A 25,241-nucleotide genomic window follows, 5' to 3' on the forward strand; every position below is an offset into this window, starting at 1 on the left:
CGTCGTCTCCACCCTACCGGCGCGGCGCAAGCTGTGGATCCGTTCAGGGTAACGATCCAGGGGTGGCTCCGCGAGGAGGGCCGACACGCGTCGCCGGGTCTCGCCGCTGAGCCGCATCGGAGCGCTCGCGGTCACTACACTCGTCCTGGCCGCCGCTCAGGGCGGCCCGCCGACGCTGCCGCGCCGGTGGCGACGGGAAGGCGGTTCGCGTGCACGCGATCGGGATCGACATCGGCGGCACGAAGATCGCCGGAGCCCTGGTCGACGAGTTCGGGGGGATCCTCCGCGAGGACCGTCGGCCCACTCCTGCCGGGCACCCCGAGCTGATCGTCGACGTCGTGGTCGAGATGGTCGAGCATCTGCGCTCCGGCCTGCTCCCGGGAGACGTCTCCGCGGTCGGAGTCGCCGCCGCCGGCTTCATCGACGCCTCGCAGTCGATCGTCTACTACGCCCCGAACATCAACTGGCGCAACGAGCCCTTCCGCGAGAAGCTCTCGGCCCGCATCGACCTGCCGATCATCATCGAGAACGATGCGAACGCCGCCGGCTGGGCCGAGTTCCGCTACGGCTCGGGCCGCCTCGTCAGCGACATGCTGATGCTCACCATCGGCACCGGAGTGGGTGGCGCGATCGTCATCAACGACCGGCTCCTGCGCGGCGGCTTCGGCGCCGCGGCCGAGATCGGGCACATGCGCGTCGTCCCCGGAGGCCTGCCCTGCGGCTGCGGCGCCCGCGGCTGCATCGAGCAGTACGGCTCGGGCCGCGCGCTCCAGCGCTTCGCCGGCGAGCTGGCCGACGCGGGCGGGATCGGCCAGGGCATCGCCGACGCCCGCGCCCGCAACGGCGGCGAGCTGAACGGCCACCTCATCTCCGAGCTGATCACCGCCGGCGACCTCGGCGCCCTCGCGGCGCTGCGACAGCTCGGCCACTGGCTGGGCGAGGCGGCGGCCAGCCTGAGCGCCGTCCTCGACCCGCAGATGTTCGTCATCGGCGGCGGAGTGGCGCAGGCGGGCGACCTCCTGCTGGACCCCATCCGCCAGGCCTACCTCGACAACCTCCCCGCCCGGGGCTACCACCCCGAGCCCGAGTTCCGCATCGCGGAGCTCGTCAATGACGCCGGAGTCGTGGGGGCCGCCGACCTGGCGCGCCTGCACGCGAGCTCCCTCTAGCGGCACCCGCCGCGCCCGATCCGCCGCACCGCCGAGGAGCCCGATGTTCTACTGGTTCATGAAGCACATCGTCGCGGGCCCGCTCCTGAAGACGATCTTCCGGCCGTGGGTGGTCGGCGCCGACAAGGTGCCGCAGAACGGCGGCGTGATCCTCGCGAGCAACCACCTCTCCTTCATCGACTCCGTGATCCTCCCGCTGGTGATCGAGCGGAACATGGTCTTCCTCGCCAAGAGCGACTACTTCACCGGCAAGGGCCTCAAGGGCTGGGCGACGCGGACGTTCTTCACCGCCACGGGGATGCTGCCCATCGACCGCTCCGGTGGCAAGGCGTCGGAGGCCTCGCTCAACACGGGCCTCCGCGTCCTCGCGGGCGGCCACGCCCTGGGCATCTATCCCGAGGGCACGCGCAGCCCCGACGGCCGCATGTACCGCGGCCGCACCGGTGTCGCGCGCATGGTCCTCGAGGCCCGCGTGCCCGTCATCCCGGTCGCCATGATCGACACCGCGCGCATCATGCCCATCGGCAAGCGCCTGCCGAAGCTGGGCCGCATCGGCATCGTCTTCGGGGAGCCGCTCGACTTCAGCCGCTTCGAGGGCATGGAGGGCGACCGGTTCATCCTCCGCTCGATCACCGACGAGATCATGTACGAGCTCCTCGCCCTGAGTGGCCAGGAGTACCTCGACGTCTACGCGACCTCGGTCAAGGAGAAGCGCGCGGCCCTCACCCGCTGAGCGCCCGCTCGACGCCGGGGGCCCCTCCCGGCCGAGCGCCCTGCCAGGCTATAAGCTCGTCAACCGCTGCCGTCCGTCCGGACGGCGGCCCTCCGCGCGCCGCTGGCGCCCGTCAGAACCGGGAACACCCTCGTGGTCATCGATCCGAACGAACCGTACGTCCTCGCCGCCCCCTCCGTGGTCGCCGGCCTGGACTATTGGCGCGAGCTCGAGATCAAGCAGCAGCCGCAGTGGCCCGATGCGGAGGCCGTGCGAGCGGCGTCCGCCGAGGTGGCCGCGCTCCCTCCGCTGGTGTTCGCCGGCGAGGTGGACCAGCTGCGCGAGCGTCTCGGAGCCGCGGCCCGCGGCGAGGCGTTCCTCCTGCAGGGCGGCGACTGCGCCGAGACCTTCGCCGGAGCGACCGCCGAGCAGATCCGCAACCGCGTCAAGACCGTGCTGCAGATGGCCGTCGTCCTGACCTACGGCGCGAGCATGCCCGTCATCAAGATGGGCCGGATGGCCGGCCAGTTCGCGAAGCCGCGCTCGAGCGACCTCGAGACCCGCGGCGACGTGACCCTGCCCGCCTACCGCGGCGACATCGTCAACGGCTACGACTTCACCCCGGAGTCGCGCGCCGCGGACCCGCGTCGCATCGTGCAGGGCTACCACACCGCCGCCTCGACGCTGAACCTCATCCGCGCCTTCACGCAGGGCGGATTCGCCGACCTGCGCCTCGTCCACTACTGGAACAAGGGCTTCACCGAGAACCCGCAGAACCAGCGCTACGAGCAGCTGGCCCGCGAGATCGACCGCGCGGTCAAGTTCATGGTGGCGTGCGGGGCCGACTTCGAGGGCATGAAGCGCACCGAGTTCTACACCGGCCACGAGGGCCTGCTGATGGACTACGAGCGCCCCATGACGCGCATCGACTCGCGGACCGGCACGCCGTACAACACCTCCAGCCACTTCATCTGGATCGGCGAGCGCACCCGCGAGCTCGACGGCGCGCACGTCGACTTCCTGTCGCGGGTGCGCAACCCGATCGGCGTGAAGCTCGGCCCGTCGACCACGCCCGAGACGATGCTCGAGCTGATCGACAAGCTCGACCCCGAGCGGGAGCCCGGTCGCCTCACCTTCATCACCCGCATGGGTGCCGGGAGGATCCGCGACGCCCTCCCGCCGCTGCTCGAGGCCGTCAAGCGGAGCGACGCCCTGCCGCTGTGGGTGACCGATCCGATGCACGGCAACGGGCTGACGACGCCGACCGGCTACAAGACCCGTCGCTTCGACGACGTGGTCGACGAGGTCAAGGGCTTCTTCGAGGCGCACCGCGCCGCGGGGACGCACCCGGGCGGCATCCACGTCGAGCTCACGGGCGACGACGTCACCGAGTGCCTCGGCGGCTCGGAGCACATCGACGAGGCGACGCTCGCCACCCGGTACGAGTCGGTCTGCGACCCGCGCCTCAACCACATGCAGTCGCTCGAGCTCGCGTTCCTCGTGGCGGAGGAGCTCCGGGGCCGCGCGATCTGATCCGACCCCGACCGCCGGTCGAGTCCTCGTTGAGGGCTCGACCGGCGGCGTCAGGTCGTGATGGTGATCGACAGCTGGATCGTCGTGCCGCGCTGCACGAGATCGCCGGCCTTGTTGGACTGGTTCGTGACCTTGGTCAGCTCGTTCGGCGCCGCGTCGATCAGCGGGCCGAGCGTCGTCAGGGAGTAGCTCCACGACAGGTCCGCCGCCTCGAGGGCCGCCTTCGCCTCGTCGCGGTTCATCCCCACGACGTTCGGCACGGCGACGGGCTCGGGCCCCTTCGACACGACGACCGAGACGGTGTCGCCGGTCACGGCGGGCGCCTCCGGGTTCGCCTGCGTGAGGACGACGCCCGCGGCCACGGTGTCGCTCCAGTCCTCGCCGCTGCGGTCGAGGGCGAGACCGGCCGCCTCCGCCTTCGCCGTCGCGTCGTCGATCGAGAGGCCGACGACGTTCGGGATCGGTCCGAGGCTCACCACCATCGCGATGGTGCTGGTCTCGGACATCGTCTCGGGCAGCGCCGATCCGTCCGGCAGCGAGGCGGAGACGACCACACCGGCGTCGACGTCGGCGTCGAAGATCTTCGAGACGTCGCCGACGGTGAAGGAGCCGCCCGTCACCGCGGCGGCAGCGTCGGCCTCCGAGAGGCCGGCAAGAGACGGGACCGGCAGCTGGCGCGGCCCGCTCGAGACGGTCAGCGTGATGACGGAGCCCTTGTGCACCCCCAGCCCGCCGGGCGGATCGGAGCTCACCACCGTCCCCGCGGGCACGGTGAGGTCGGGCGTCTCCTGCGGCTGCACCTCGAAGCCCTGCGCCTGCAGCTGGGCCGTCGCGTCCTGCTGCGACTGGCTGACGACGTCCGGGATCGACACGATCGCGCCGGGTCCCTCGCCGAACCACCAGGCCGTCCCGCCGCCGATGAGCGCCAGGAGGAGCACGACCACCGTGAGCAGGACGCCGCGACGCCGTCGGACGCGGCGCCTGCTCGCGAGCCGGGCGACGGTGTCGTCGTCCTCGTCGACCACGAGTACCGCTCCGGGCGCCGGCGCCGGGTCGAAGACCGAGGTCTGCCCGGGCTCCGCCGGATCGAAGACGGCCGTCGCGGGCGCCGGATCGGCGACGGGCGCCGGGAGCGGGGTGACCGCCTGCGTGTCGCCGCGGCGGTCGCTCGGTGTGATGCCCATGAGCCGCTCGGCCTCGAGCAGCTGCGCGAGCATGACACCGGCGTCGCGGGGCCGCATGTCCGGGTCGCGCTCGGTCGCCCAGAGGACGAGCTCGTCGAGCGAGGTGGGGACGGAGGCGACCGTCGCGCTGGGGTACGGGACGGAGTCGTTCGCGTGCTGGTACGCGATCTGCATCGGCTGCTCGCCCGTGAAGGGCTGCTCTCCGGTGAGCATCTCGTAGATCATGATCCCGATGGCGTAGATGTCGCTGCGGGTGTCGGCGGTGCCCCGCGTGACCAGCTCGGGGGAGAGGTAGGCGATCGTGCCGAGGAGGGCCTGACCGGAGGCGGTGTTGGCGGAGGCGGCGCGCGCGAGGCCGAAGTCGCCGATCTTGATCCGGCCGTCGTCGGCGAGGAGCACGTTCTCGGGCTTGAGGTCGCGGTGGAGGATCCCGGCGCGGTGCGCGGCGGCGAGACCCGAGAGCACGGAGTGCATGATGTCGACGACCTGCTGGGCGGTCAGCCGGCCGCGCTCCTTGAGCAGGTCGCGCAGGGTGATCCCGGGGAGGTACTCCATCACCAGGTAGGCCATGTCCGAGTCCTGGCCCTGGTCGAAGACGCTGACCACGTTCGGGTGGGCGAGACGGGCGGCGGAGCGCGCCTCCTGGACGAAGCGGTTCTTGAACGTCGCGTCGTCGGAGAGGTGGCCGTGCATGACCTTCATCGCCACGCGGCGCTCGAGGCGCTGATCGTGCGCGAGGTAGACCGTCGCCATGCCGCCGCGGGCGATCCTCGAGCGCACCTCGTACCGGCCGTCGACGAGACGGCCGAGGAGAGGGTCGAGCTGGCTGGTGGTCACGCGACGAGTCTAGGCAAGACCCCCGGGGGAACCGGTGAGCGACGCCCGGGCGGCGCAGGACGGGCCCGACTCCTTCTCCGGGGCGCCCGCAGTTGGCGGCCCTCCGGGCTCGTGGCAGTCTTGACGCGTGACCGACTCGTCCGCTTCCCCCGCCACCTCGACCGATTCCGAGCTCGAGTGGCTGACCGTCCCCGACCTCGTGGAGCTGACCGGGCTCGGCGCCGGCCGGGTCCGCCGCCTCCTCGAGGAGCGCCACCTGCTCGGCACCCGCCGCGACGGCGTGCTGAAGGTCCCCGCCCTCTTCCTCCGCGACGGGGAGCCGATGAGCGAGATCCGCGGCACCGCGATCCTGCTCGCCGACTCCGGCTTCACCGACGACGAGGCGGTCGACTGGATGCTGACGGTCGAGGAGAGCCTGGGCACGAGCCCGATCGTCGCCCTCCGCGCCGGCCGCAAGGCCGAGGTCCGGCGGGTCGCCCAGGCCCTGGCCTGATCCCGCCGGTCCGCTCCTAGGAGGTGCGGACCGTGACCTGGGCGGCCAGCTCGCGCAGCTCCGCCACGCCCTCCGTGCGGAGCGGCGCGTCGGGGAGGACCGCGATCGCCGCGGCCACCTCCTGGTCGATGCGCTCCTCGAGCCGCTCGAGGGCGCCGCTGCCCGCGATGATCTCCTGCGCCCGCGCGATGGACGCCGCGTCGGCGTCGTTCCGGCCCACGACCGCGTCGAGCTCGGCCCGCTCGCCCGGCGAGCACGCGCCGCGGGCGAGGCCGAGCAGCACGGTGCGCTTGCCCTCCCGCAGATCGTCGCCGGCCGGCTTTCCCGTCACCGCCGGGTCGCCGAAGACTCCGAGGACGTCGTCGCGCAGCTGGAAGGCGATCCCGACCGGGAGCCCGAAGCGGCGCAGGGCGTCCAGCTGAGCGTCGTCGCCGCCGGCGAGGGAGCCGCCGATCACCAGCGGCGCCTCGATGCTGTACTTCGCGCTCTTGTAGACCACCACCCGCTCCGCCCGCTGCAGGTGCTCGTGCTCGGGGTGCTGCACCCACGCGCTCTCCTCGAGGATGTCGAGGTACTGGCCCAGCGTGACCTCGGTGCGCATCAGGTTGAACTCGGCGCGCGCGCGCTCGGCCGCGACTCGATCCCCGAGCGACCACTCCGCCGCGGCGAAGATCTCGTCCGACCAGACCAGGAGGAGGTCGCCGAGGAGGATCGCGGAGGAGCGGCCGAACTCGTCGCGGTCGCCGGTCCAGCCGCCGTCGGCGTGGAAGGAGGAGAAGCGCCGGTGCGCCGCGGGAGCGCCGCGGCGGGTGTCGGAGTTGTCGATCACGTCGTCGTGGACGAGAGCGGCGGCGTGGAACAGCTCCAGGCCGGCGCCCACCCTCGCGATCGGATCGGAGCCGCTCGGATGGGCCTCGCTCGAGGTGCTCGACACGGCGTTCCAGCCCGCCTCGCAGAAGCGCGCGCGGAACCGCTTGCCCCCGCTGAGAAAGTCCCGCGAAAGGTCGCCGAGGGCGGAGACGTCCTCTCCTATGGAGCGCAGAATTGGCGTGCGCCCGGTGAGGAATTCATCGATTCGGAGCTGGACGCGATCGACCAGTCGAGAGCTGTGGTTCACCCGACCAGCCTATGCACCGAAGGTGCCTGGTGCCTGCGTCGGGCTCGGTCTACACTGAAGCGCCGCCCGACCGGTCGAGCCCAGACGCCGCCTATTCCGGTGCCGATCCCCGAAAGGGTCGACGCCGCACCCTGAAGGGGTCACGATGCCGCTTTCGGAACACGAGCAACGGCTCCTCGATGAGATGGAGCGGAACCTCTACCAGAACGACGCCGATTTCGTGGCGGCGGTCGGCAAGGGACGCGGCGGCACCAACTACCGGGCCCTCGTGCTCGGCATCCTCCTCGGCATCCTCGGTCTCGCCGTGCTCGTCGCGGGCGTGGTCGTGCGCCAGCCCCTCGTCGGCATCCTCGGGTTCGCCTTCATGCTCGGCGGCGTGATCGTGGCCATGCGCCCGGCCGCCGGCGGCTCCTCCGAGCCCGGCCTGCCCGACGTCGGCCGTCCGTCGAAGCCCCGCTCGGGCAACCGCCAGGGGTCCGGCTTCATGGACCGTCTGAACGACAGGTGGGACAACCGCGGAGACGGGCGCGGCTAGCCTCCCCTCCGCTCCACCACAGGGTCGATCCTCACGGATCGGCCCTTTTTTCGTGCCCGCGGCCTCCCTCCCGCGGCATTCCCCCTCCACTTCGCCCCACTGTCGCGATTCCGCGGAAACACGCGGATGACCGGGGCCTCTCCGGCGCGCCCCGCGCCGCGCCGGGGTTGTGAGTGGGGGGAAGTGGAGTACTGTGGAGGACACACCATCCTTGGCCGGAAGAAGTGGGGGGCAGTCCGTGTTCCTCGGCACCTATTCCCCCAAGCTCGACGAGAAGGGCCGCGTGATCCTCCCCGCCAAGTTCCGCGACGAGCTCTCCTCCGGAGTCGTCGTCACGCGCGGCCAGGAGCGGTGCCTGTACGTGTTCAGCCAGGCCGAGTTCGAGGTGATGCACGAGAAGATCCGGCAGGCGCCGGTGACCAGCAAGCAGGCGCGGGACTTCCTCCGGGTGTTCCTCTCGGGCGCGAGCGCCGAGACGCCGGACAAGCAGAACCGCGTGACCCTCCCGGCTCCGCTGCGCGCCTACGCCGGCCTCGACCGCGACCTCACCGTCATCGGAGCGGGCAACCGCGCCGAGATCTGGGCGCAGGGCGCCTGGGAGACCTACCTGCAGGAGCAGGAGTCCGTGTTCTCCGACACCCAGGAGGAGGTGATCCCCGGCCTGTTCTAGGTCCTGTCGCGCGACTCCCAGCCACTCGGCGCCCGGACGCACCTTCCCCGGTGTCCGGACGCGAGGTGGATGGGGATCGGACGACAGGAACGGGAACGGCGGGACCGCCATGGCAGAGAACACTCCGAAGGGCGCTCCGCGCCCGACCGAGGAGCGGCACCTCCCGGTGCTGCTCGAGCGCTGCGTCGAGCTCCTCGCTCCGGCGCTGGAGCGCGACGGGGCGGTCGTCGTCGACGCGACGCTCGGCATGGGCGGGCACTCGCTCGCGCTGCTCGAGCGCTTCCCCGGCCTGCACCTCGTGGGCCTGGACCGCGACCCGGAGGCGCTGCAGCTCGCGGGGGAGCGGCTCTCCGCCCACGCCTCCAGGATCGACCTCGTGCACGCCGTCTACGACGAGCTGCCCGACGTGCTCGACGAGCTGGGCATCGACACGATCGACGGAGCGCTCTTCGACCTCGGCGTCTCCTCGCTCCAGCTCGACGAGACCGAGCGCGGGTTCTCCTACTCCAAGGACGCGCCGCTCGACATGCGGATGGACTCGACCGCCCCGCTCACGGCGGCGAGCATCATCGCCGACTACGACGAGACCGCCCTGCGCCGCATCTTCCACGAGTACGGCGAGGAGCGCCTCGCCGCGCGCTACGCCAAGAAGATCGTGGAGGCCCGTCGCGAGGCTCCGCTGGAGCGCTCCGGCCGTCTCGTCGAGATCATCCAGGCGGCGACCCCGGTCGCGATCCAGCGGAACGGCCACCCCGCCAAGCGCGTCTTCCAGGCGCTGCGGATCGAGGTCAACCAGGAGCTGTCCGTCCTCGAGCGGGCGATCCCCGCCGCGCTGGGCCGGATCAACGAGGGCGGGCGGATCGTCGTCGAGGCGTACCAGTCGCTCGAGGACCGGATCGTCAAGCGCGCGCTCCAGGCCGCGTCCTCCTCCACCGCCCCGGCCGGCCTCCCGATGGAGCTGCCGGAGCACCGACCCGAGTTCCGACTCGTCATCCGCGGAGCCGAGCTCGCCTCCGACGACGAGAAGGCCCGCAACCCCCGAGCGACACCCGTGCGTCTGCGCGCGGCCGAGAGGATCAGGAGCACCGCATGAGCGCCACCGCCGTCATCGACCCCGCCGTCATCGACACCGCCCGCCGAGCACGCCCCGAGGAGGAGGCGCCCCGCCCCCGCATCGAGGCCGTCCCGGCCGGTCAGGCGCAGTCGCGCCCGAAGCTCGTCTACGGGATCGTCGCCGTCGCCGGCCTCTTCGCGATCATCGTCGTCCAGCTCCTGGTGAGCGTCGGCCTCTCGCAGGGGGCCTACCAGATCTCGGCGCTGCAGACCGAGCAGAAGTCGCTCACCCGCAGCAACGCGGAGAAGCAGGACGCCGTCGACACGCTGAGCTCGCCGCAGAACCTCGCCACCGCCGCTCAGGGCCTGGGCATGGTCGCCAACACCGCGCCGGTCTACCTCCGCCTCTCGGACGGCGCCGTGCTGGGCGACCCCTCCTCCGCCGCGTCGAGCGAAGTCGCGGGCACCGCCTCCGCGCCGCTCGTGCCCAACGCCCTCGTCCCGGCTCTCCAGCCCGGCGCGAGCGCGTCCTCCCCGGCTGTCGACGGTGCGGCCGTACCGTTGCAGGGCGAGCTGCCCGCGCCCATCACGCACTGACGCACGGCGTCGCGGACCGCCTCCGTGCGGGCACCCGCCCCGCGGGGCGCACGACGACCATCCGGACCCGACGAACGGCGGCCCGCCCGCCCGGAGCAAGAAGGACACCGCCGCAGTGAGACACCACCGCTCGAGCAGACGCCGCACGGCCGTCACGTTCGTCATCATCGTCGCCGTCGTCGGACTCTTCATCGGCAAGCTGGTGGACATCCAGATCGTGCGGGCGAACGAGCTCACCGATGCGGCCGCCCAGAACCAGTCGAACAGCGTCGTCACCTACGGTCAGCGCGGCCCCATCGTGGACCGCTCCGGGACGGTGCTCGCGGACACCACCACGCGCTACCGGCTGACCACCTCGCCGAAGAACGTGGCCGAGTTCCCGCGCGAGCTGGGCGAGGACCAGAAGGTCATGGTCAGCGTGCAGCAGGCCGCCTCCGAGATCGGCGCGATCACCGGGCAGTCGGTCGAGCAGATCACCGGAGCGGTGGACGCCGCGCTCGCGAAGGACGCCAAGGCCAACTACCTGATCCTCTCGGAGGGGCTCGACCTCGAGGCCTACCAGAAGCTCGTCGCGCTCGACATCCCGTGGACCTACTTCGAGACCCAGCAGGGACGCAGCTACCCCAACGGCGCGGTGGCCGGCAACCTCGTCGGCTACGTCGGGGCGGACGGAGCGGCCCAGGAGGGCATGGAGTACGCGGAGAACACCTGCCTCGCGGGGCAGAACGGGTCCGAGAGCTACGAGCGCAGCGCCGACTACGTCCGGATCCCGGGCAGCACCGTCTCGGAGACCCCGGCCGTCGACGGCGGGACGCTGAAGCTCACCATCGACTCCGACCTCCAGTACTACTCCCAGCAGGTCCTCTCGCAGCGCGTCGCCGAGGTCGGCGGCAGCTACGGGATCGTCGTGGTGCAGGAGGTCAAGACCGGCAAGCTGCTCGCCGTGGCCGAGACGCCGACCGTCGACCCCAACAACGTCGAGGCGAGCGCCTCCGCCGACCGCAGCTCGCGCGCGTTCCGCGCGCCGTTCGAGCCGGGCTCGACCTTCAAGCCGATGACGGCCGCGATGCTGATCGACCAGGGCCAGGCGGGCCCGACGACCCAGGTCGTCGTCCCGGACTCCTTCGAGAAGGACGGCGCCTCGTTCAGCGACGACTTCGCGCACACCCCGACGAACTACACGCTGACCGGCATCCTCAAGGACTCGTCGAACGTCGGCATCTCGATGCTCGGCTCCCGCCTGTCGGCCCAGACCCGCTACGACTACCTGCAGAAGTTCGGTCTCGGCACGCCCACCACGAGCGGCTTCCCCGGCGAGGAGGGCGGCCTGCTCGCCGACTACCAGGACTGGGACAACCAGACGAACTACACGACGATGTTCGGCCAGGGCGTCTCGGCGACCGCGGTGCAGGTCGCGAGCATCTACCAGACGCTCGGCAACGGCGGAGTGCGGCTCCCGTCGCAGCTGATCGACGGCTGCACCACGGCCGACGGCTCCGTCGTGGACGTCCCCGATGCGACGGGCACCCAGGTGGTGTCGAGCTCGGCCGCGAAGCAGGTCGTCGACATGCTGCAGACGCACTACAACGAGGGCTGGCTGGCGAACGACATCCACGTCGACGGCTACAACATCGCCACCAAGACCGGTACCGCGCAGCAGCCCGACGGCAAGGGCGGCTACTCGAAGAGCTACACCGTCTCGCTCGCCGGGCTCGCGCCGGCGGAGGACCCGGAGTACGTCGTGACGGTCACCATCGCCGATCCGGTTAAGATGAACACGTCCCAGGCGACGGCTCCCGTCTTCCAGCAGGTCATGACCCAGGTGCTCAAGACCAACCGGGTGGAGCCGTCCACGGTGCCGCCCGTCGAGTACCCGACGACGTGGTGAGCCCCGCCGGGACCACGATCCACGCACCAGAACGAGAGAAAGAGCGGGCAGTGCACGACCCTCGCCCGCAGTCCTCCCTCCGCCCCGAGCACCCCGTGCCGCGGAGCCTCTCGCAGCTCGTGGCCGAGTTCTCCCTCGGCCCGGTCCGCGGCCTCGAGGGCGTCGAGGTGAGCGGAGTCACGCTGGACTCGAACCAGGTCGAGTCCGGGGACCTCTACGTCGGTGTCGCAGGACGCCGTGCCCATGGCGCGGCCTTCGCGTCGGCCGCCGCGGCGTCCGGAGCCGTCGCCGTGCTGACCGACCCGGCCGGAGCGGAGCTCGCCGCCGACAGCGGCCTGCCCGTGCTGGTGACCCCCGACCCGCGGGCCGCCCTCGGCGACGTCGCCGCGTGGATCCACCGCACCCGCGAGGACGTCCCGACGCTCTTCGGCGTGACGGGGACCAACGGCAAGACGAGCGTCGTCTACATCCTCGACGCGCTGCTGCGCCGGCTCGGAGTCGTCTCCGGCCTCAGCTCCACCGCCGAGCGCCGGATCGGCGACGTCGCCGTGGTCAGCTCGCTGACCACTCCCGAGGCGAGCGAGCTGCACGGCCTGCTCGCTCGGATGCGCGAGTCCGCCGTCCGCGCGGTCTCCATCGAGGTGTCGGCGCAGGCGCTCACGCGGCACCGGATCGACGGCCTCGTCTTCGACGTCGTCGGCTTCACGAACCTCAGCCACGACCACCTCGACGACTACTCCGATCTGCGCGAGTACTTCGAGGCCAAGGCCGACCTCTTCGAGCCGGAGCGCGCACGCCGCGGCGTCGTCACGGTCGACAGCGCCTGGGGGCGCGAGCTCGCCGAGCGCAGCCGCATCCCCGTCGCGACGCTCGCCGGCTCTCCGGTCGTCGGAGTCGCCCCGACGACGCCCGCCGACTGGTCGATGACGGTGCTGGACGCGACGCCCGACAGCACCACCTTCCGCCTGGAGGGGCCCGAGAACCGCTCCGTCGTCGTCACCGTCTCGCTGATCGGCTGGTACATGGCGTCCAACGCCGCGCTGGCGATCGTGATGCTGGTGGAGTCGGGCTTCGACCTGGACGCCGTCGCGCACGCGCTCGAGGACAGTCGTCTCGACGTCTACATCCCGGGCCGCGCGGAGCTCGTCTCGGGGGAGCGCGGACCGCGCGTCTACGTCGACTACGGCCACACCCCCGACGCGTTCCAGAACGCGCTCGAGGCGCTGCGGACCATCACGCCCGGCCGCCTGTTCATGGTGTTCGGGGCGGACGGGGACCGTGACACGACCAAGCGGAGCGACATGGGCGCCATCGCCGCCCGCCTCGCCGACGTCGTTGTCGTCACCGACTTCCACCCGCGCTGGGAGGATCCGGCCGCCATCCGCGCCGCGCTCCTCCAGGGCGCCCGGGCCGCCGTGCCCGACCGGGAGATCCACGAGATCGCCGACCCGCGCGCCGCCGTGCGCGCCGCCGTCGCCCTCGCGCGCGAAGGGGACTCGATCCTCTACGCCGGGCCCGGCCACGAGGACCACCAGGAGATCGCAGGAGTGCACATGCCGTATTCGGCCAGAGACGACGTCCGTCACGCGCTGCGCGAGGCGGGCTGGCTGTAGATGATCGCCCTCACCCTCACCGAGATCGCCGAGGCCGTCTCCGGACGCCTCCACCTGGCCGGCTCGTCCGCCACGGCCGCCACCGTGATCGACGGAGCGACCGAGACCGACTCCCGCGAGATCGCGCCCGGCGGGATCTTCGTCGCCAAGCGCGGCGAGCACACCGACGGCCACCTCTTCGCTCCCGCCGCTCTCGAGCGCGGTGCCGCGCTCCTCATCGTGGAGCGCCCGCTCGACCTCGACGTGCCGCAGGTCCTCGTCGACGACTCCGTCGAGGCGCTCGGAGCGCTGGCGACCGAGGTCGTCCGGCGCGTCCGCGCGAAGGGCGGGCTCACCGTCATCGGCGTCACCGGCTCGAACGGCAAGACGACGACCAAGAACCTCCTCCGCACCGTCCTCGAGCGGGTCGGAGAGACGGTCGCTCCGCGCGGATCCTTCAACAACGAGGTCGGCGCGCCGATCACGATGCTCCAGGTGTCCGAGTCGACGCGCTTCCTCGTCGCCGAGATGGGCGCGAGCGCGGTCGGCGAGATCCGCCGCCTCGTCCGGATGGCCAGGCCCGACGTCGGCGTCGTCCTCGCCGTGGGCCTCGCGCACGCCGGCGAGTTCGGCGGGATCGAGCGCACGCTCGAGGCCAAGACAGAGATGGTCGCCGACCTCACCGCCGACGACGTCGCCGTGCTGAACGCCGACGATGGCCGGGTCGCCTCGATGGCGGGCCGCACCGCCGCCCGGGTCCTCTGGTTCGGCCGCGGCGAGAGCGCGGACGTCCGCGCCGTCGATATCGACGCGACCGCCGACGGCACCCGCTTCGCCATCGAGGTCTCGGCGGGGGAGGGCCGCGAGGCCGCTCGCGCCGAGCTCCTGCTGCGCGTCCTCGGCGAGCACCACGTGATGAACGCCCTCGCGGCGACCGCCGCCGCGCTCTCTGTCGGAGTGGCGCTGCCCGCGATCGTCGAGGCTCTCGCGACCGTCACCCTCGCCGAGCGCGGCCGCATGGAGGTCCTGGGCGGCGAGGACGTCCGCATCATCAACGACGCGTACAACGCGAGTCCCGACTCCACCGCGGCCGCCCTGCGCACCCTCGCCCAGATCGCGAAGTCCGGGGGGCGCACCGTCGCCGTCCTGGGAGAGATGAGCGAGCTCGGCGAGTGGGCCGACGAGGAGCACGAGCGCGTGGGCCTGCTGGCCGTGCGCCTCAACATCTCCCAGATCGTGGTGGTGGGCCGAGGCGCCCGCCGGATCCACGTCGCGGCCGAGCGCGAGGGGTCGTGGAGCGGCGAGTCCGTCTTCGCGGAGACCTCCGACGAGGCGTTCGACCTCCTCGAGGACTACCTGCGACCCGGCGACACCGTGCTGGTCAAGTCGTCCAACTCCGCGGGGCTGCGCTTCCTCGCCGACCGTCTCGGGGAGCGTCACCGATGAGGGCACTCCTCCTGTCCGGCGCGTTCTCGGGAGCCTTCACGCTCCTGATGACGCCCCTGTTCATCCGCCTCTTCCACCGCCTGCAGTGGGGCCAGTTCATCCGCGAGGACGGACCGAAGTCGCACCACGTCAAGCACGGCACGGCGACGATGGGCGGCATCGTCATCATCATCGGCACCGTGGTCGGCTACTTCCTCGGGATGCTGTTCGGCAACCGGGCGATCGCGCCGTCGGCCCTGCTGGTGCTCTTCATGATGGTCGGGCTCGGACTCGTCGGCTTCGTCGACGACTTCCTGAAGACCCGCAACCAGCGCAGCCTCGGCCTCGGCGGCTGGGCGAAGATCGCCGGCCAGGTCATCGTCGCCGCGGCCTTCGCGGTGATCGCGATCATGGTCCGCGACTCCAACGGGCTCACCCCCGCGTCCACCTCGATCTCGTTCATCCGCGACCTGCCGTTCGACTTCGCCTCCCTCGGCTGGATCGGCATCGGCCTGTTCGTGCTGTGGATCTGCATCATCGTCACCAGCACGTCGAACGGCGTGAACGTCGCCGACGGGCTCGACGGACTCGCGACCGGGTCCTCGATCCTCGCGATCGGCTCCTACGTCATCATCGGGTTCTGGCAGTCGAACCAGTGGTGCTTCGACCAGCACCTCAACCCCGAGGTCGTCGACAAGTGCTACCAGGTGAGCGACCCGTTCGACCTGGCCATCATCGCGGCGGCCGTCTCCGGTGCCCTGGTGGGCTTCCTCTGGTGGAACACCTCGCCGGCGCAGATCTTCATGGGCGACACCGGCTCGCTCGGCCTCGGCGGCGCGCTCGCGGCCCTGGCGATCCTCACCCGCACCGAGCTGCTGGTCATCCTCATCGGCGGCCTGTTCGTCATCGTGACCGGCTCGGTCATCCTCCAGCGGATCTACTTCAAGCTGACCCGGGGCAAGCGCATCTTCCTGATGAGCCCGCTCCACCACCACTTCGAGCTCAAGGGCTGGGCCGAGATCACCGTCGTGGTCCGGTTCTGGATCATCGCCGGCATCTTCGTCGCCGCCGGAGTCGGGCTCTTCTACCTGGAATGGCTGTCGCTGGCATGACCGATCCCGCCCGTCCCGACTCCCTCCGCAGCTGGCACTCGGACTGGCGCGGCCTGCGCGTCGCCGTGCTGGGCCTGGGCGTCACCGGGTTCTCGGTGGCCGACACCCTGACCGAGCTCGGCTCCGAGGTGCTGGTCCTCGCCGACCGCGCCGACGAGGAGCGCGAGCGCCTGCTCGAGGTGATCGGCGCCCGCCTGCACCGGGCCGACCGCCTCGACTCCGCTCCGGAGGAGCTGCACGCGTTCGCACCGGAGCTGGTCGTGGTGTCGCCCGGCTTCCGGCCGACGCACCCGATCCTCGTGTGGGCGGCGGAGTCCGGGATCCCCGTGTGGGGCGACGTCGAGCTCGCCTGGCGCGTCCGCGACAAGGTCGTGCGCGCCGACGGCACTCCGGCGGAATGGGTGGCCGTCACCGGCACCAACGGGAAGACCACGACCGTCCAGCTCACGGCGACGATGCTCGTGGCCGGCGGCCTCCGCGCCGCCCCCTGCGGCAACATCGGCGTGCCCGTGCTCGACGCGGTCCGCGACCCGCAGGGCTTCGACGTCCTCGTCGTGGAGCTCTCGAGCTACCAGCTGCACTACCTGGGCGCGATCGAGCCGATCGCGAGCGTGTGCCTCAACATCGCCGACGACCACCTCGACTGGCACGGTTCGTTCGACGCCTACCGCGCAGCCAAGGGCAAGGTCTACGCCGGCACCCGCGTCGCCTGCGTGTACAACCGCGCCGACGCGGCGACCGAGCAGATGGTGCTCGACGCCGAGGTGGTGGAGGGCGCCCGGGCGATCGGGTTCGGCCTCGGCGTGCCCGGCCCGAGCGACTTCGGGATCGTCGACGGCATCCTCTGCGACCGCGCCTTCCTCGAGGACCGCCGCACCAGTGCCCTCGAGATCACCACCGTGGACGAGCTCGCCGCTCGGAACCTCGCCGCTCCGCACATCGTCCAGAACGTGCTCGCCGCGGCAGCGCTCTCCCGAGCGTGCGGGATCGAGGTCACGGCCGTCCGCACCGCGCTGGCGTCCTTCGAGCTCGACGCCCACCGCATCCAGGTCGTCGCCGAGCACGACGGGGTGACCTGGGTGAACGACTCCAAGGCCACGAACCCGCACGCCGCCGACGCCTCGCTGCGCGCGTACCCGTCGGTCGTCTGGGTCGTCGGCGGCCTGCTCAAGGGCGTCGACGTGGACGCCCTCGTGGCCGCGCACGTCGGCCGCCTGCGGGGCGCCGTGGTGATCGGCGCCGACCGCTCGGCGCTGCTCGCGGCATTCCGACGACACGCGCCCGCCCTCCCCGTGAGCGAGGCGGTGCCGGACGACACTGGTGCGGTGATGCAGGCGGCCGTCGAGGCGGCCGCGACGCTCGCCCGCTCGGGGGACGTCGTCCTGCTCGCACCCGCCGCGGCCTCGATGGACCAGTTCCTCGACTACGCGGCTCGGGGCCGCTCCTTCGCGGCCGCCGTGGCGACACACCTGGGAGGGGGAGCCGATGACCGCTCCGACGACGAGCCGCCCCGCGGGCCGCTCGCGCACTGAGCCGCGCGGGAAGGACCGGAGTGGGGCCCGCTCCGCGCGGATCGTCCTCTCGAAGGTCTTCGCCTCCCACTCGCCGAACTTCTACCTCCTCTTCGGAACCACGCTCTTCCTGGTGCTGTTCGGACTGACGATGGTGCTCTCCTCCTCGTCGGTCACCTCCTACGTGTCGAGCGACGACTCCTTCGGGGGCTTCCTGCGCCAGGGCGGGTTCGCCCTCCTCGGGATCCCGATGATGCTGGTGGTCTCGCGGCTGCCCCTCGGCGTGTGGAAGCGCGTGACGCCGATCTTGCTCATCGCCGGCTGCGTCCTCCAGTGCCTCGTGCTCTTCACACCGCTCGGCGACTCCGTCGGCGGGAACCGCAACTGGATCCGCCTCGGCGCCTTCAGCATGCAGCCCTCCGAGATCATCAAGCTCGCGCTCGCCCTCTGGCTGGGGCTCCTGCTCGCCCGCCGCTACCGGTCGCCGAAGGACTGGAAGGACGCGCTCATCCCCGTCCTGATCGTCGGCGGCGCGGCGATCGGACTGGTCCTCATCGGAGGCGACCTGGGCACGGTCGTGATCATGGCGGGCATCGTCCTCGCCGCACTCTTCTACGCTAACGTCCAGATGAAGGTCCTCGTGCCGATCGTGGTGGTCGGCGCGATCGGAGCGGTGCTGTTCGCCGTCTCCAGCGACAACCGCCTCACCCGGATCATGTCCTTCCTCGGCGACTGCTCCAACGTCGAGGAGTACCAGAACTCGTGCTGGCAGCCGGTGCACGGCACCTGGGCGATGGCCTCCGGCGGGATCTTCGGCGTGGGCCTCGGCAACTCCAAGGCCAAGTGGTCCTGGCTGCCCGCCGCGGACAACGACTACATCTTCGCCATCATCGGCGAGGAGCTCGGGCTGATCGGAGCGATCGTCGTCCTGGCGCTGTTCGTGGTCCTCGCGGTCGCCTTCTTCCGCGTCATCCACGCGTCCTCCGATCCGTTCGTGCGGATCAGCACCGGCGCGATCATGGTCTGGCTGATCGGCCAGGCGTTCGTCAACATCGGCGTCGTCCTGGGGGTGCTCCCGGTGCTGGGGGTCCCGCTGCCGCTGATCTCCTCCGGAGGCACCGCCCTGCTCAGCTCGCTCCTCGCCATCGGCGTCGTCCTCTCCTTCGCCCGCACCCAGACCGCGCCCCTGCCCGGCGCTGGCGTGCTGCGCCGCAGGAAGGCGGCGGCGGAGTGACCCGCTACCTGCTCGCCGGCGGCGGCACCGCCGGCCACGTCAATCCGCTGCTCGCGACGGCCGACGAGATCCGCAGGCGGAACCCGCGCGACGAAGTGCTCGTGCTCGGCACCGCCGAGGGGCTCGAGGCGCGCCTCGTCCCCCTCCGCGGCTACGAGCTCTCGGTGATCCCGCGGCTGCCGTTCCCGCGCCGCCCGAACGCGGCGGCGCTGCGGTTCCCCGGAGCCTTCCGCGCGACCATCGCCGGCATCGTCCGGACGATCCGCGACCGGCGGATCGACGCGGTGGTCGGCTTCGGAGGGTACGCGGCAGCACCCGCCTACCTGGCGGCCCGCCGCGCCGGCGTCCCCTTCACCGTCCACGAGGCCAACGCGCGCCCCGGGCTCGCCAACCGCCTCGGCGCGCGCGCGACCCGCTCGGTCGGCGTGGCCTTCGAGGGCACGCCCCTGCCGCACGCGCGGGTGGTCGGCATGCCGCTGCGCCGCGAGATCGCCGAGCTCGACCGGGCCGCGCGCCGCGACGAGGCGATGGCGGCGCTGGGCCTCGACCCGTCCCGGCAGACCCTCCTGGTGACCGGCGGCTCCCTCGGCGCTCGACGGATCAACGCGACGGTGCACGCCGCCGCCCGGGATCTCGTCGCCACCGGCTTCCAGGTCCTCCACATCACGGGCGACCGTGCCGAGATCACGGACCCGGGGGTGGCCGGCTACCACCTCCTCGCCTACTGCGACCGGATGGACCTCGCGCTGTCCGCCGCGGACGTGGCCGTCTCCCGCGCGGGGGCGGCGACCGTCAGCGAGCTGACAGCCCTCGGCCTGCCCGCGGTCTACGTCCCGTACCCGGTCGGCAACGGCGAGCAGCGCTACAACGCGCGCGGCGTCGTCGACGCCGGGGGAGCGGTCCTCGTCGAGGACGCCGCCTTCCTCCCCGGCTGGGTCCAGCGGGAGCTCGTACCGCTCCTGGGCGACACCGCCCGTCGCGACGAGATGGCGCGCCGGGCTGCCCGCGTGGGAGTCCGCGACGGCTCCGGGCGGCTCGTCGACCTGATCGAGTCGACCCTCTCCGCTCCGCGCTGAGCCCGCTCCGCGCGGCTCGGGAGAGCACTCCCGCCCACCGTCTACACTGATCCGGCGCACCGCGGGAGGCCCCTCCCGCCCGCCGCGACCCACTCGAAAGCGAGAGCCCCGTGATCAAGCCCGACCTCGGCATCACCGTCCCCGACGAGCTCGGCTCGGTCCACTTCATCGGCATCGGCGGCTCCGGGATGAGCGGGATCGCCCGGCTGTTCCACCACGCCGGGCACCGGGTCACCGGGTCCGACGTCCGCGAGTCCCACCCCATCGAGCAGCTGCGGGAGCTCGGCGTCCCGGTCGCCATCGGCCACGACGCGGCGAACCTCGGGGACGCCGAGGCGGTCGTCGTCACCTCCGCCCTGTGGCCCGACAATCCCGAGTACCTGCTCGCGAAGGAGCGCGGCCTGCCCGTGCTGCACCGCTCGCAGGCCCTCGCCTGGCTGGTGCGCGGCAGGCGCCTGGTCGCGGTGGCCGGAGCGCACGGCAAGACCACGTCGACCGGCATGATCGTCACCGGCCTGCTCGGCGTCGACGCCGACCCCAGCTTCGTCAACGGCGGCATCATCGAGAGCCTCGGCACCTCCTCCGCCGCCGGCTCCGGCGAGGTCTTCGTCGTCGAGGCCGACGAGTCGGACGGCAGCTTCCTCCTCTACGACACCGCGGTCGCCCTCATCACGAACGTCGACCCGGACCACCTCGACCACTACGGATCGCTGGAGGCGTTCGAGGAGGCCTTCGTCACCTTCGCCTCCTCCGCGAGCGAGCTCGTCGTCATCTCCTCCGACGACCCCGGCGCCGTCCGCGTCACCGAGCAGCTGGTCGGCGGACGGGTGCTGACCTTCGGCGAGGCCGAGGGGGCGCACGTCCGCGTCGTCGACCTCGACCTCGTCGGCCCCGTCGGCTTCTCGGTCGAGTACGAGGGCAGGCGCTACTCGGCCCGCCTCCGCATCCCCGGCCGGCACAACGCGATCAACGCGGCCGGCGCGTTCGCAGTGCTGGTGGGCCTGGGCTTCGATCCGGCCGCCTCGCTCGAGGCCGTGTCGGCGTTCGGAGGCACGGAGCGCCGCTTCGAGCTGCACGGAGCGGTCCGCGGAGTCAGCGTCTACGACGACTACGCCCACCACCCCACCGAGGTGGCCGCCGCCCTCTCCGCCGCGCGCACCGTGGTCGGCGAGGGCCGCATCATCGCCGTGCACCAGCCGCACCTCTACAGCCGCACCCGCCTCTTCGCCCGCGAGTTCGCCGAGACGCTCGAGCGCTACGCCGACGAGACGATCGTCCTCGACGTCTACGGGGCGCGCGAGGATCCGGAGCCCGGAGTGACCGGAGCGCTGGTCAGCGAGAAGTTCGCCGACCCGTCGCACGTCTCGTTCGTCCCGGACTGGGCGGAGGCGGCCCGCCTCACGGCCGGCATCGCGCGCGAGGGCGACTTCGTCATCACCCTCGGCTGCGGCGACGTCTACCGGATCATCCCGCAGGTGCTCGAGTCGCTCGGCGCGAGCGAGGCCGCGCCGGTCGCACGATGACCGCGGTCCTCGCGCCCGAAGCGGGGGAGCGGCCGTGAAGCGGCCCGACGGCGGACGCCCTCCGGCGCCCGGTCGGAGCGTCCCCGCGCGCGGCGGCGAGCCGGAGCCGGACACCGAGCCGATCCGGATCGTCACCGCGATCCGCGTGGACCCGGAGCCGGCCGAGCGCACTCCGTGGCGCGCGGGCGCGGTCCGCCGCACCCTCTCGGGCCTGCGCCTGCCCGGTGCCGAGAACCGGGCCGTCTCCTGGGCCGCCCGCGAGCGGAGGCGCTACGAGCGGGGGGAGGTCCGCCGCTTCACGAAGCGCGCGCGTCGGCGCCGCCTGATCGCCCTGGTCGTAGCCGGGTCGCTCGTCGCCCTCGCCCTGATCGTCGGAGTCGCGGCCTTCTCGCCGCTCATGGCCGTGCGCACGATCGAGATCTCGGGCACCCAGCGCGTCGACGCCGCCGCCCTGCAGAGCGAGCTCGACGACCAGCTCGGCGTCCCGCTCACCCTGGTGGACCGGGACGAGGTCGGCCGCGTGCTGGGCGCGTCCCCGCTCATCCAGAGCTACTCGGTGCAGACCCGGCCGCCGAGCACCCTCGTGGTGTCGATCGTCGAGCGCACGCCCCTCGGCGTGATCGCGGCGGGGGGCCGCTTCGAGCTCGTGGACGCGGCCGGAGTCGTCATCGAGACGGCGGACTCGGCGCAGCCCGGCTACCCGGTCCTCACCACCGCGTCCGGCGACGCCTCGGGAGCCGGCTTCCGCGCGACCGCGCGGGTGCTGCGCTCCCTGCCCGCATCGCTCGCTCCGCAGGTGACGGCCGCCACGGCCACGACCGGCGACGACGTCTCGCTCACCCTGCAGAACGGCACGGAAGTCGTCTGGGGCGGGTCGGACGAGTCGGCGCTCAAGGCCGTCGTGCTCGAGAAGCTGATGGCCGCGACCGACCCCGCCGTCGTCGGCACCTACGACGTGTCCTCGCCCCAGGCCGCCGTCGTGGCGCCCCGGCCCTGACCGGCGGCGGATCCGCGCGTTCTTTCGAGCGTTGCGGGCGTGTCTGCTGGGAGCGCGACCGGACTCCGCCTACCGTCGGAGCCGAACCCCAAATGCATACTCAGCATAACTTTAAGCCTCAACTACAGGTTTAAGGTTCAGCCCGGAGGCCGGAGACGTGACTTCAAACCAGAACTACCTCGCCGTGATCAAGGTCGTCGGCATCGGCGGTGGCGGCGTCAACGCCGTCAACCGCATGATCGAGCTCGGCCTGCGCGGTGTCGAATTCATCGCGATCAACACGGACGCCCAGGCGCTCCTGCTCAGCGACGCCGACGTCAAGCTCGACGTGGGCCGCGAGCTGACCCGCGGACTCGGCGCCGGCGCCGACCCCGAGGTCGGCCGCCGCGCCGCCGAGGACCACGCCGAGGAGATCGAGGAGGTCCTCGCGGGGGCCGACATGGTCTTCGTCACCGCGGGCGAGGGCGGCGGTACCGGCACCGGCGGCGCGCCCGTCGTCGCGCGGATCGCCAAGTCGATCGGCGCCCTCACCATCGGCGTCGTGACCAAGCCCTTCGGGTTCGAGGGACGCCGTCGGCAGACGCAGGCCGAGGCCGGCGTCGCGACGCTGAAGAACGAGGTCGACACGCTCATCGTCGTTCCGAACGACCGCCTGCTCGAGATCAGCGACCGCGGCATCTCGATGCTCGAGGCCTTCGCGACAGCCGACCAGGTGCTCCTCGCCGGCGTCCAGGGCATCACCGACCTGATCACCACGCCCGGCCTGATCAACCTCGACTTCGCCGACGTGAAGTCGGTCATGCAGGGCGCGGGCTCGGCGCTGATGGGCATCGGCTCGTCGCGCGGCGCCGATCGCGCGATCAAGGCGGCCGAGCTGGCCGTCGCCTCACCGCTGCTCGAGGCCAGCATCGACGGCGCGCACGGCGTGCTCCTCTCGATCCAGGGCGGCTCGAACCTCGGGATCTTCGAGATCAACGACGCGGCGCGCCTCGTCCAGGAGGCGGTGCACGCCGAGGCGAACATCATCTTCGGTGCCGTGATCGACGACACGCTCGGCGACGAGGTGCGCGTCACCGTCATCGCCGCGGGCTTCGACGGCGGAGAGCCGGGCGGGACCGCTCAGGCCGCGATCGCCCAGCCGCGCCAGCAGCAGAGCTCGGCGAGCGAGTCGGCCGCCGAGCCCGTCCCGGCTCCCGCCGCCGCCCCTGCGGCCGGCTCGATCTGGTCGAGCACCCCCGTCGCCGCCCCGGCCCCTGTCGCCGACCCGTCCTTCGACGACGACGACAGCGACCTGGACATCCCCGACTTCCTCAAGTAGTCGTGCCGGATCCGGAGCTGGCCGCGCGCTGGGCCGAGGTCTCCGAGCGGGTCGCCGACGCGACCCGCTCGGCCGGTCGCGAGGCGTCCTCGGTCACGACCATCGTGGTGACCAAGTTCCACCCCGTGTCGCTGCTCCGCGACCTCCTCGAGCTGGGCGTCGTCGACTTCGGCGAGAACCGGCACCAGGAGGCGCAGGAGAAGTCGGCCGAGCTGGCGGGGACCGCTGCGCGCTGGCACTTCATCGGGCAGCTCCAGAGCAAGAAGGCGCGCCAGGTGCGCCGCTACGCCGACGCGGTCCACTCCGTCGACCGGCTCGCGCTCGTCCCGCTGCTCGAGGCGGGGGAGGAGCCGCTCGACGTGTTCCTGCAGGTCAACCTCACCGAGGATCCCGACCGCGGGGGAGCGTCGTCCGCCGACGTCGAGCCCCTCGCCGAGGCTCTCGCCGGGGCGCCCGGCCTCACGCTGCGCGGCGTGATGGCGGTCGCCCCGCTGGACGAGGAGCCCCGTCCGGCGTTCGCCCGGCTCCGGTCCATCTCCGACCGCGTGCGCGCCGTCGAGCCCTCCGCCATGGCGATCTCGGCGGGCATGTCGAACGACTTCGCCGAGGCGATCGCGGAGGGTGCGACACACCTGCGAATCGGATCGGCAATCACCGGAGAACGCCCCGCCCGCACCTAACCTCGTGGTGACCCACCTGTGGGAGCACACACGACACGGAGGACACCCCATGGCCAACCCGCTGAAGAAGACGATGGTCTACCTCGGACTCGCCGACGAAGAGGTCGAGTACGAGCGCGCAGAGCCCGTCGAGGCGGCCCCGGCGACGACCCACCGCGCACCGGTCTCCCCGGTGCAGCCCGTCCCTCCCGTCGAGCCGGTGCAGCAGCCCCGCGCGACGGTCACCCCGCTCCGCAAGCCCACCCCCCAGACCCCGAAGGCGACGGCACCCGCCGAGATGAACGAGATCCTCACCGTCCACCCGAAGCAGTACCGCGACGCGCAGGTCATCGCGGAGAACTTCCGCGACGGCATCCCCGTGATCATCAACCTCTCGCAGATGAGCGATGCGGACGCCCGCCGCCTCATCGACTTCGCGAGCGGACTCTCGCAGGGCCTCTACGGCCGCATCGAGCGCGTGACGAGCAAGGTCTTCCTGCTCTCGCCGTCGCACATCACCGTCGCCGGCGACTCCGCCTCCGCCGAGAGCGACGCCGACGCGTCGTTCTTCGCGAAGTCCTGATCCCGGGGAGCCCTGGCCCCCGGTGACCTCCGTCGTCTCGCTCCTCGGGAGCATCCTGTACTTCGTGCTGCTGCTCTACTTCTTCGCGATGTGGGCGCGGTTCGTGCTCGACCTCGTCCGCGTGATCCGACGCGACTGGCGCCCCCGCGGTGCCGGCCTCGTCGCCGCGGAGGGCGTCTACACCGTCACGGACCCGCCGATCGGCTTCTTCCGACGCCTGATCAAGCCGGTCTCGATCGGTCCGATCGCGCTCGATTTCGGCTGGAGCCTCACCATGCTCTGCGTCATCGTGGGCATGTACATCGCCACGTGGCTCCAGCGCGCCTGACCGTCCCTGTATCGTTGGCACGTCCGGACGTTCCCCGCGGTGTCAGCACTGCGCCGTGCGCCTGAAGTTGCTAGCTTTAGTCGCGCGTTGTTAAA

Annotated in this window: 23 protein-coding genes; 21 read left to right on the forward strand and 2 right to left on the reverse strand. The window is 71.9% G+C overall.

Translation table 11 applies throughout. The annotated features are described in order from the left end of the window. Positions 1–209 precede the first annotated feature (209 nt). The 3 genes from C5C54_RS10425 to C5C54_RS10435 all read left to right on the forward strand — a co-directional run bounded on the left by C5C54_RS10425 (position 210) and on the right by C5C54_RS10435 (position 3,414). Positions 210–1,169 carry an ROK family glucokinase gene (locus tag C5C54_RS10425; RefSeq protein ID WP_104222580.1) on the forward strand — a complete coding sequence of 320 codons (960 nt, stop codon included), beginning with the start codon at positions 210–212 and terminating at the stop codon, positions 1,167–1,169. Between the two features lie 43 nt (positions 1,170–1,212). Further along, entirely contained in the window at positions 1,213–1,902 is a 690-nt protein-coding gene (locus C5C54_RS10430; protein WP_104222581.1) for a 1-acyl-sn-glycerol-3-phosphate acyltransferase, read from the forward strand. A gap of 177 nt (positions 1,903–2,079) precedes the next feature. Then, positions 2,080–3,414, forward strand: a complete 1,335-nt coding sequence (locus C5C54_RS10435; RefSeq protein WP_104222617.1) for a class II 3-deoxy-7-phosphoheptulonate synthase — start codon at positions 2,080–2,082, stop codon at positions 3,412–3,414. Positions 3,415–3,464: 50 nt separating this feature from the next. Here the strand turns inward: C5C54_RS10435 and pknB are convergent, their stop codons facing one another. Then, positions 3,465–5,435: a Stk1 family PASTA domain-containing Ser/Thr kinase gene (gene pknB / locus C5C54_RS10440; RefSeq protein WP_104247147.1), complete on the reverse strand. Its 1,971-nt coding sequence runs from the start codon at positions 5,433–5,435 to the stop codon at positions 3,465–3,467. Between the two features lie 127 nt (positions 5,436–5,562). Between pknB and C5C54_RS10445 the strand changes: the two genes are divergently transcribed. Next, positions 5,563–5,928: an Rv2175c family DNA-binding protein gene (locus C5C54_RS10445; protein ID WP_104222583.1), complete on the forward strand. Its 366-nt coding sequence runs from the start codon at positions 5,563–5,565 to the stop codon at positions 5,926–5,928. Positions 5,929–5,944: 16 nt separating this feature from the next. On the opposite strand, the gene C5C54_RS10450 is transcribed toward C5C54_RS10445, so the two are convergent. Beyond that, a complete protein-coding gene (locus tag C5C54_RS10450) occupies positions 5,945–7,045 on the reverse strand; it encodes a polyprenyl synthetase family protein (protein ID WP_104238695.1) in 1,101 nt (366 codons plus the stop codon). 145 nt (positions 7,046–7,190) lie between these two features. On the opposite strand from C5C54_RS10450, the gene C5C54_RS10455 reads away from it, so the two are divergent. The 17 genes from C5C54_RS10455 (at position 7,191) to C5C54_RS10535 (ending at position 25,146) form a co-directional block, all read left to right on the forward strand. Further along, the gene (locus tag C5C54_RS10455) at positions 7,191–7,580 is read left to right on the forward strand and encodes a DUF3040 domain-containing protein (protein WP_104233350.1); all 390 of its coding nucleotides are present in this window, start codon (positions 7,191–7,193) and stop codon (positions 7,578–7,580) included. 238 nt (positions 7,581–7,818) lie between these two features. Next, a complete protein-coding gene (mraZ, locus tag C5C54_RS10460) occupies positions 7,819–8,250 on the forward strand; it encodes a division/cell wall cluster transcriptional repressor MraZ (protein ID WP_104222586.1) in 432 nt (143 codons plus the stop codon). A 109-nt stretch (positions 8,251–8,359) separates the two neighbouring features. After that, complete coding sequence (rsmH, locus tag C5C54_RS10465; protein WP_104247146.1) at positions 8,360–9,343, forward strand: 16S rRNA (cytosine(1402)-N(4))-methyltransferase RsmH; 984 nt, start codon at positions 8,360–8,362, stop codon at positions 9,341–9,343. Next, positions 9,340–9,900: a hypothetical protein gene (locus tag C5C54_RS10470; protein WP_104222588.1), complete on the forward strand. Its 561-nt coding sequence runs from the start codon at positions 9,340–9,342 to the stop codon at positions 9,898–9,900. Before rsmH ends, C5C54_RS10470 begins: the two co-directional genes overlap by 4 nt. A 115-nt stretch (positions 9,901–10,015) precedes the next feature. Then, positions 10,016–11,788 (forward strand): penicillin-binding protein 2, encoded by a 1,773-nt coding sequence (locus C5C54_RS10475; RefSeq protein WP_244229623.1) that lies wholly within the window; start codon positions 10,016–10,018, stop codon positions 11,786–11,788. A gap of 50 nt (positions 11,789–11,838) precedes the next feature. Then, positions 11,839–13,401: a Mur ligase family protein gene (locus C5C54_RS10480; RefSeq protein WP_104238697.1), complete on the forward strand. Its 1,563-nt coding sequence runs from the start codon at positions 11,839–11,841 to the stop codon at positions 13,399–13,401. After that, positions 13,402–14,826: a UDP-N-acetylmuramoyl-tripeptide--D-alanyl-D-alanine ligase gene (gene murF, locus C5C54_RS10485; RefSeq protein ID WP_104288299.1), complete on the forward strand. Its 1,425-nt coding sequence runs from the start codon at positions 13,402–13,404 to the stop codon at positions 14,824–14,826. Next, positions 14,823–15,917, forward strand: coding sequence for a phospho-N-acetylmuramoyl-pentapeptide-transferase (gene mraY, locus C5C54_RS10490; protein WP_104222591.1), 1,095 nt, complete (start codon positions 14,823–14,825; stop codon positions 15,915–15,917). The genes murF and mraY overlap by 4 nt, the downstream gene beginning before the upstream one ends. Beyond that, positions 15,914–17,449 carry a UDP-N-acetylmuramoyl-L-alanine--D-glutamate ligase gene (gene murD / locus C5C54_RS10495; RefSeq protein WP_104247144.1) on the forward strand — a complete coding sequence of 512 codons (1,536 nt, stop codon included), beginning with the start codon at positions 15,914–15,916 and terminating at the stop codon, positions 17,447–17,449. The genes mraY and murD overlap by 4 nt, the downstream gene beginning before the upstream one ends. Continuing rightward, positions 17,403–18,662 (forward strand): putative lipid II flippase FtsW, encoded by a 1,260-nt coding sequence (ftsW, locus tag C5C54_RS10500; protein WP_104222593.1) that lies wholly within the window; start codon positions 17,403–17,405, stop codon positions 18,660–18,662. Before murD ends, ftsW begins: the two co-directional genes overlap by 47 nt. Beyond that, positions 18,659–19,738: an undecaprenyldiphospho-muramoylpentapeptide beta-N-acetylglucosaminyltransferase gene (murG, locus tag C5C54_RS10505; RefSeq protein ID WP_104273472.1), complete on the forward strand. Its 1,080-nt coding sequence runs from the start codon at positions 18,659–18,661 to the stop codon at positions 19,736–19,738. Before ftsW ends, murG begins: the two co-directional genes overlap by 4 nt. A 110-nt stretch (positions 19,739–19,848) precedes the next feature. Next, positions 19,849–21,261, forward strand: coding sequence for a UDP-N-acetylmuramate--L-alanine ligase (murC, locus tag C5C54_RS10510; RefSeq protein WP_104247142.1), 1,413 nt, complete (start codon positions 19,849–19,851; stop codon positions 21,259–21,261). A gap of 34 nt (positions 21,262–21,295) precedes the next feature. Next, positions 21,296–22,258 carry a cell division protein FtsQ/DivIB gene (locus tag C5C54_RS10515; protein ID WP_104247141.1) on the forward strand — a complete coding sequence of 321 codons (963 nt, stop codon included), beginning with the start codon at positions 21,296–21,298 and terminating at the stop codon, positions 22,256–22,258. A gap of 157 nt (positions 22,259–22,415) precedes the next feature. Further along, positions 22,416–23,576: a cell division protein FtsZ gene (gene ftsZ / locus C5C54_RS10520; protein WP_104222597.1), complete on the forward strand. Its 1,161-nt coding sequence runs from the start codon at positions 22,416–22,418 to the stop codon at positions 23,574–23,576. A gap of 2 nt (positions 23,577–23,578) precedes the next feature. Continuing rightward, on the forward strand, positions 23,579–24,256 hold the full coding sequence (locus C5C54_RS10525) for a YggS family pyridoxal phosphate-dependent enzyme (protein WP_104288300.1): 678 nt from the start codon (positions 23,579–23,581) through the stop codon (positions 24,254–24,256). Positions 24,257–24,305: 49 nt separating this feature from the next. After that, a complete protein-coding gene (locus C5C54_RS10530; protein WP_104288301.1) occupies positions 24,306–24,818 on the forward strand; it encodes a cell division protein SepF in 513 nt (170 codons plus the stop codon). 22 nt (positions 24,819–24,840) lie between these two features. Beyond that, positions 24,841–25,146 carry a YggT family protein gene (locus tag C5C54_RS10535; protein WP_258063290.1) on the forward strand — a complete coding sequence of 102 codons (306 nt, stop codon included), beginning with the start codon at positions 24,841–24,843 and terminating at the stop codon, positions 25,144–25,146. Positions 25,147–25,241 lie beyond the last annotated feature (95 nt).

Origin of the sequence: Rathayibacter sp. AY1F2 (assembly GCF_002930885.1) — a bacterium.
Lineage (GTDB): Bacteria > Actinomycetota > Actinomycetes > Actinomycetales > Microbacteriaceae > Rathayibacter.

What these genes read in the sequence shown, in the direction of transcription:
- C5C54_RS10455 (WP_104233350.1), top strand. Translation starts at nt 7,191, where the DNA reads ATGCCGCTTTCGGAACACGAGCAACGGCTCCTCGATGAGATGGAGCGG.
- mraY (WP_104222591.1), top strand. Translation starts at nt 14,823, where the DNA reads ATGAGGGCACTCCTCCTGTCCGGCGCGTTCTCGGGAGCCTTCACGCTC.
- murF (WP_104288299.1), top strand. Translation starts at nt 13,402, where the DNA reads ATGATCGCCCTCACCCTCACCGAGATCGCCGAGGCCGTCTCCGGACGC.
- ftsW (WP_104222593.1), top strand. Translation starts at nt 17,403, where the DNA reads ATGACCGCTCCGACGACGAGCCGCCCCGCGGGCCGCTCGCGCACTGAG.
- C5C54_RS10430 (WP_104222581.1), top strand. Translation starts at nt 1,213, where the DNA reads ATGTTCTACTGGTTCATGAAGCACATCGTCGCGGGCCCGCTCCTGAAG.
- murD (WP_104247144.1), top strand. Translation starts at nt 15,914, where the DNA reads ATGACCGATCCCGCCCGTCCCGACTCCCTCCGCAGCTGGCACTCGGAC.
- rsmH (WP_104247146.1), top strand. Translation starts at nt 8,360, where the DNA reads ATGGCAGAGAACACTCCGAAGGGCGCTCCGCGCCCGACCGAGGAGCGG.
- C5C54_RS10530 (WP_104288301.1), top strand. Translation starts at nt 24,306, where the DNA reads ATGGCCAACCCGCTGAAGAAGACGATGGTCTACCTCGGACTCGCCGAC.
- C5C54_RS10470 (WP_104222588.1), top strand. Translation starts at nt 9,340, where the DNA reads ATGAGCGCCACCGCCGTCATCGACCCCGCCGTCATCGACACCGCCCGC.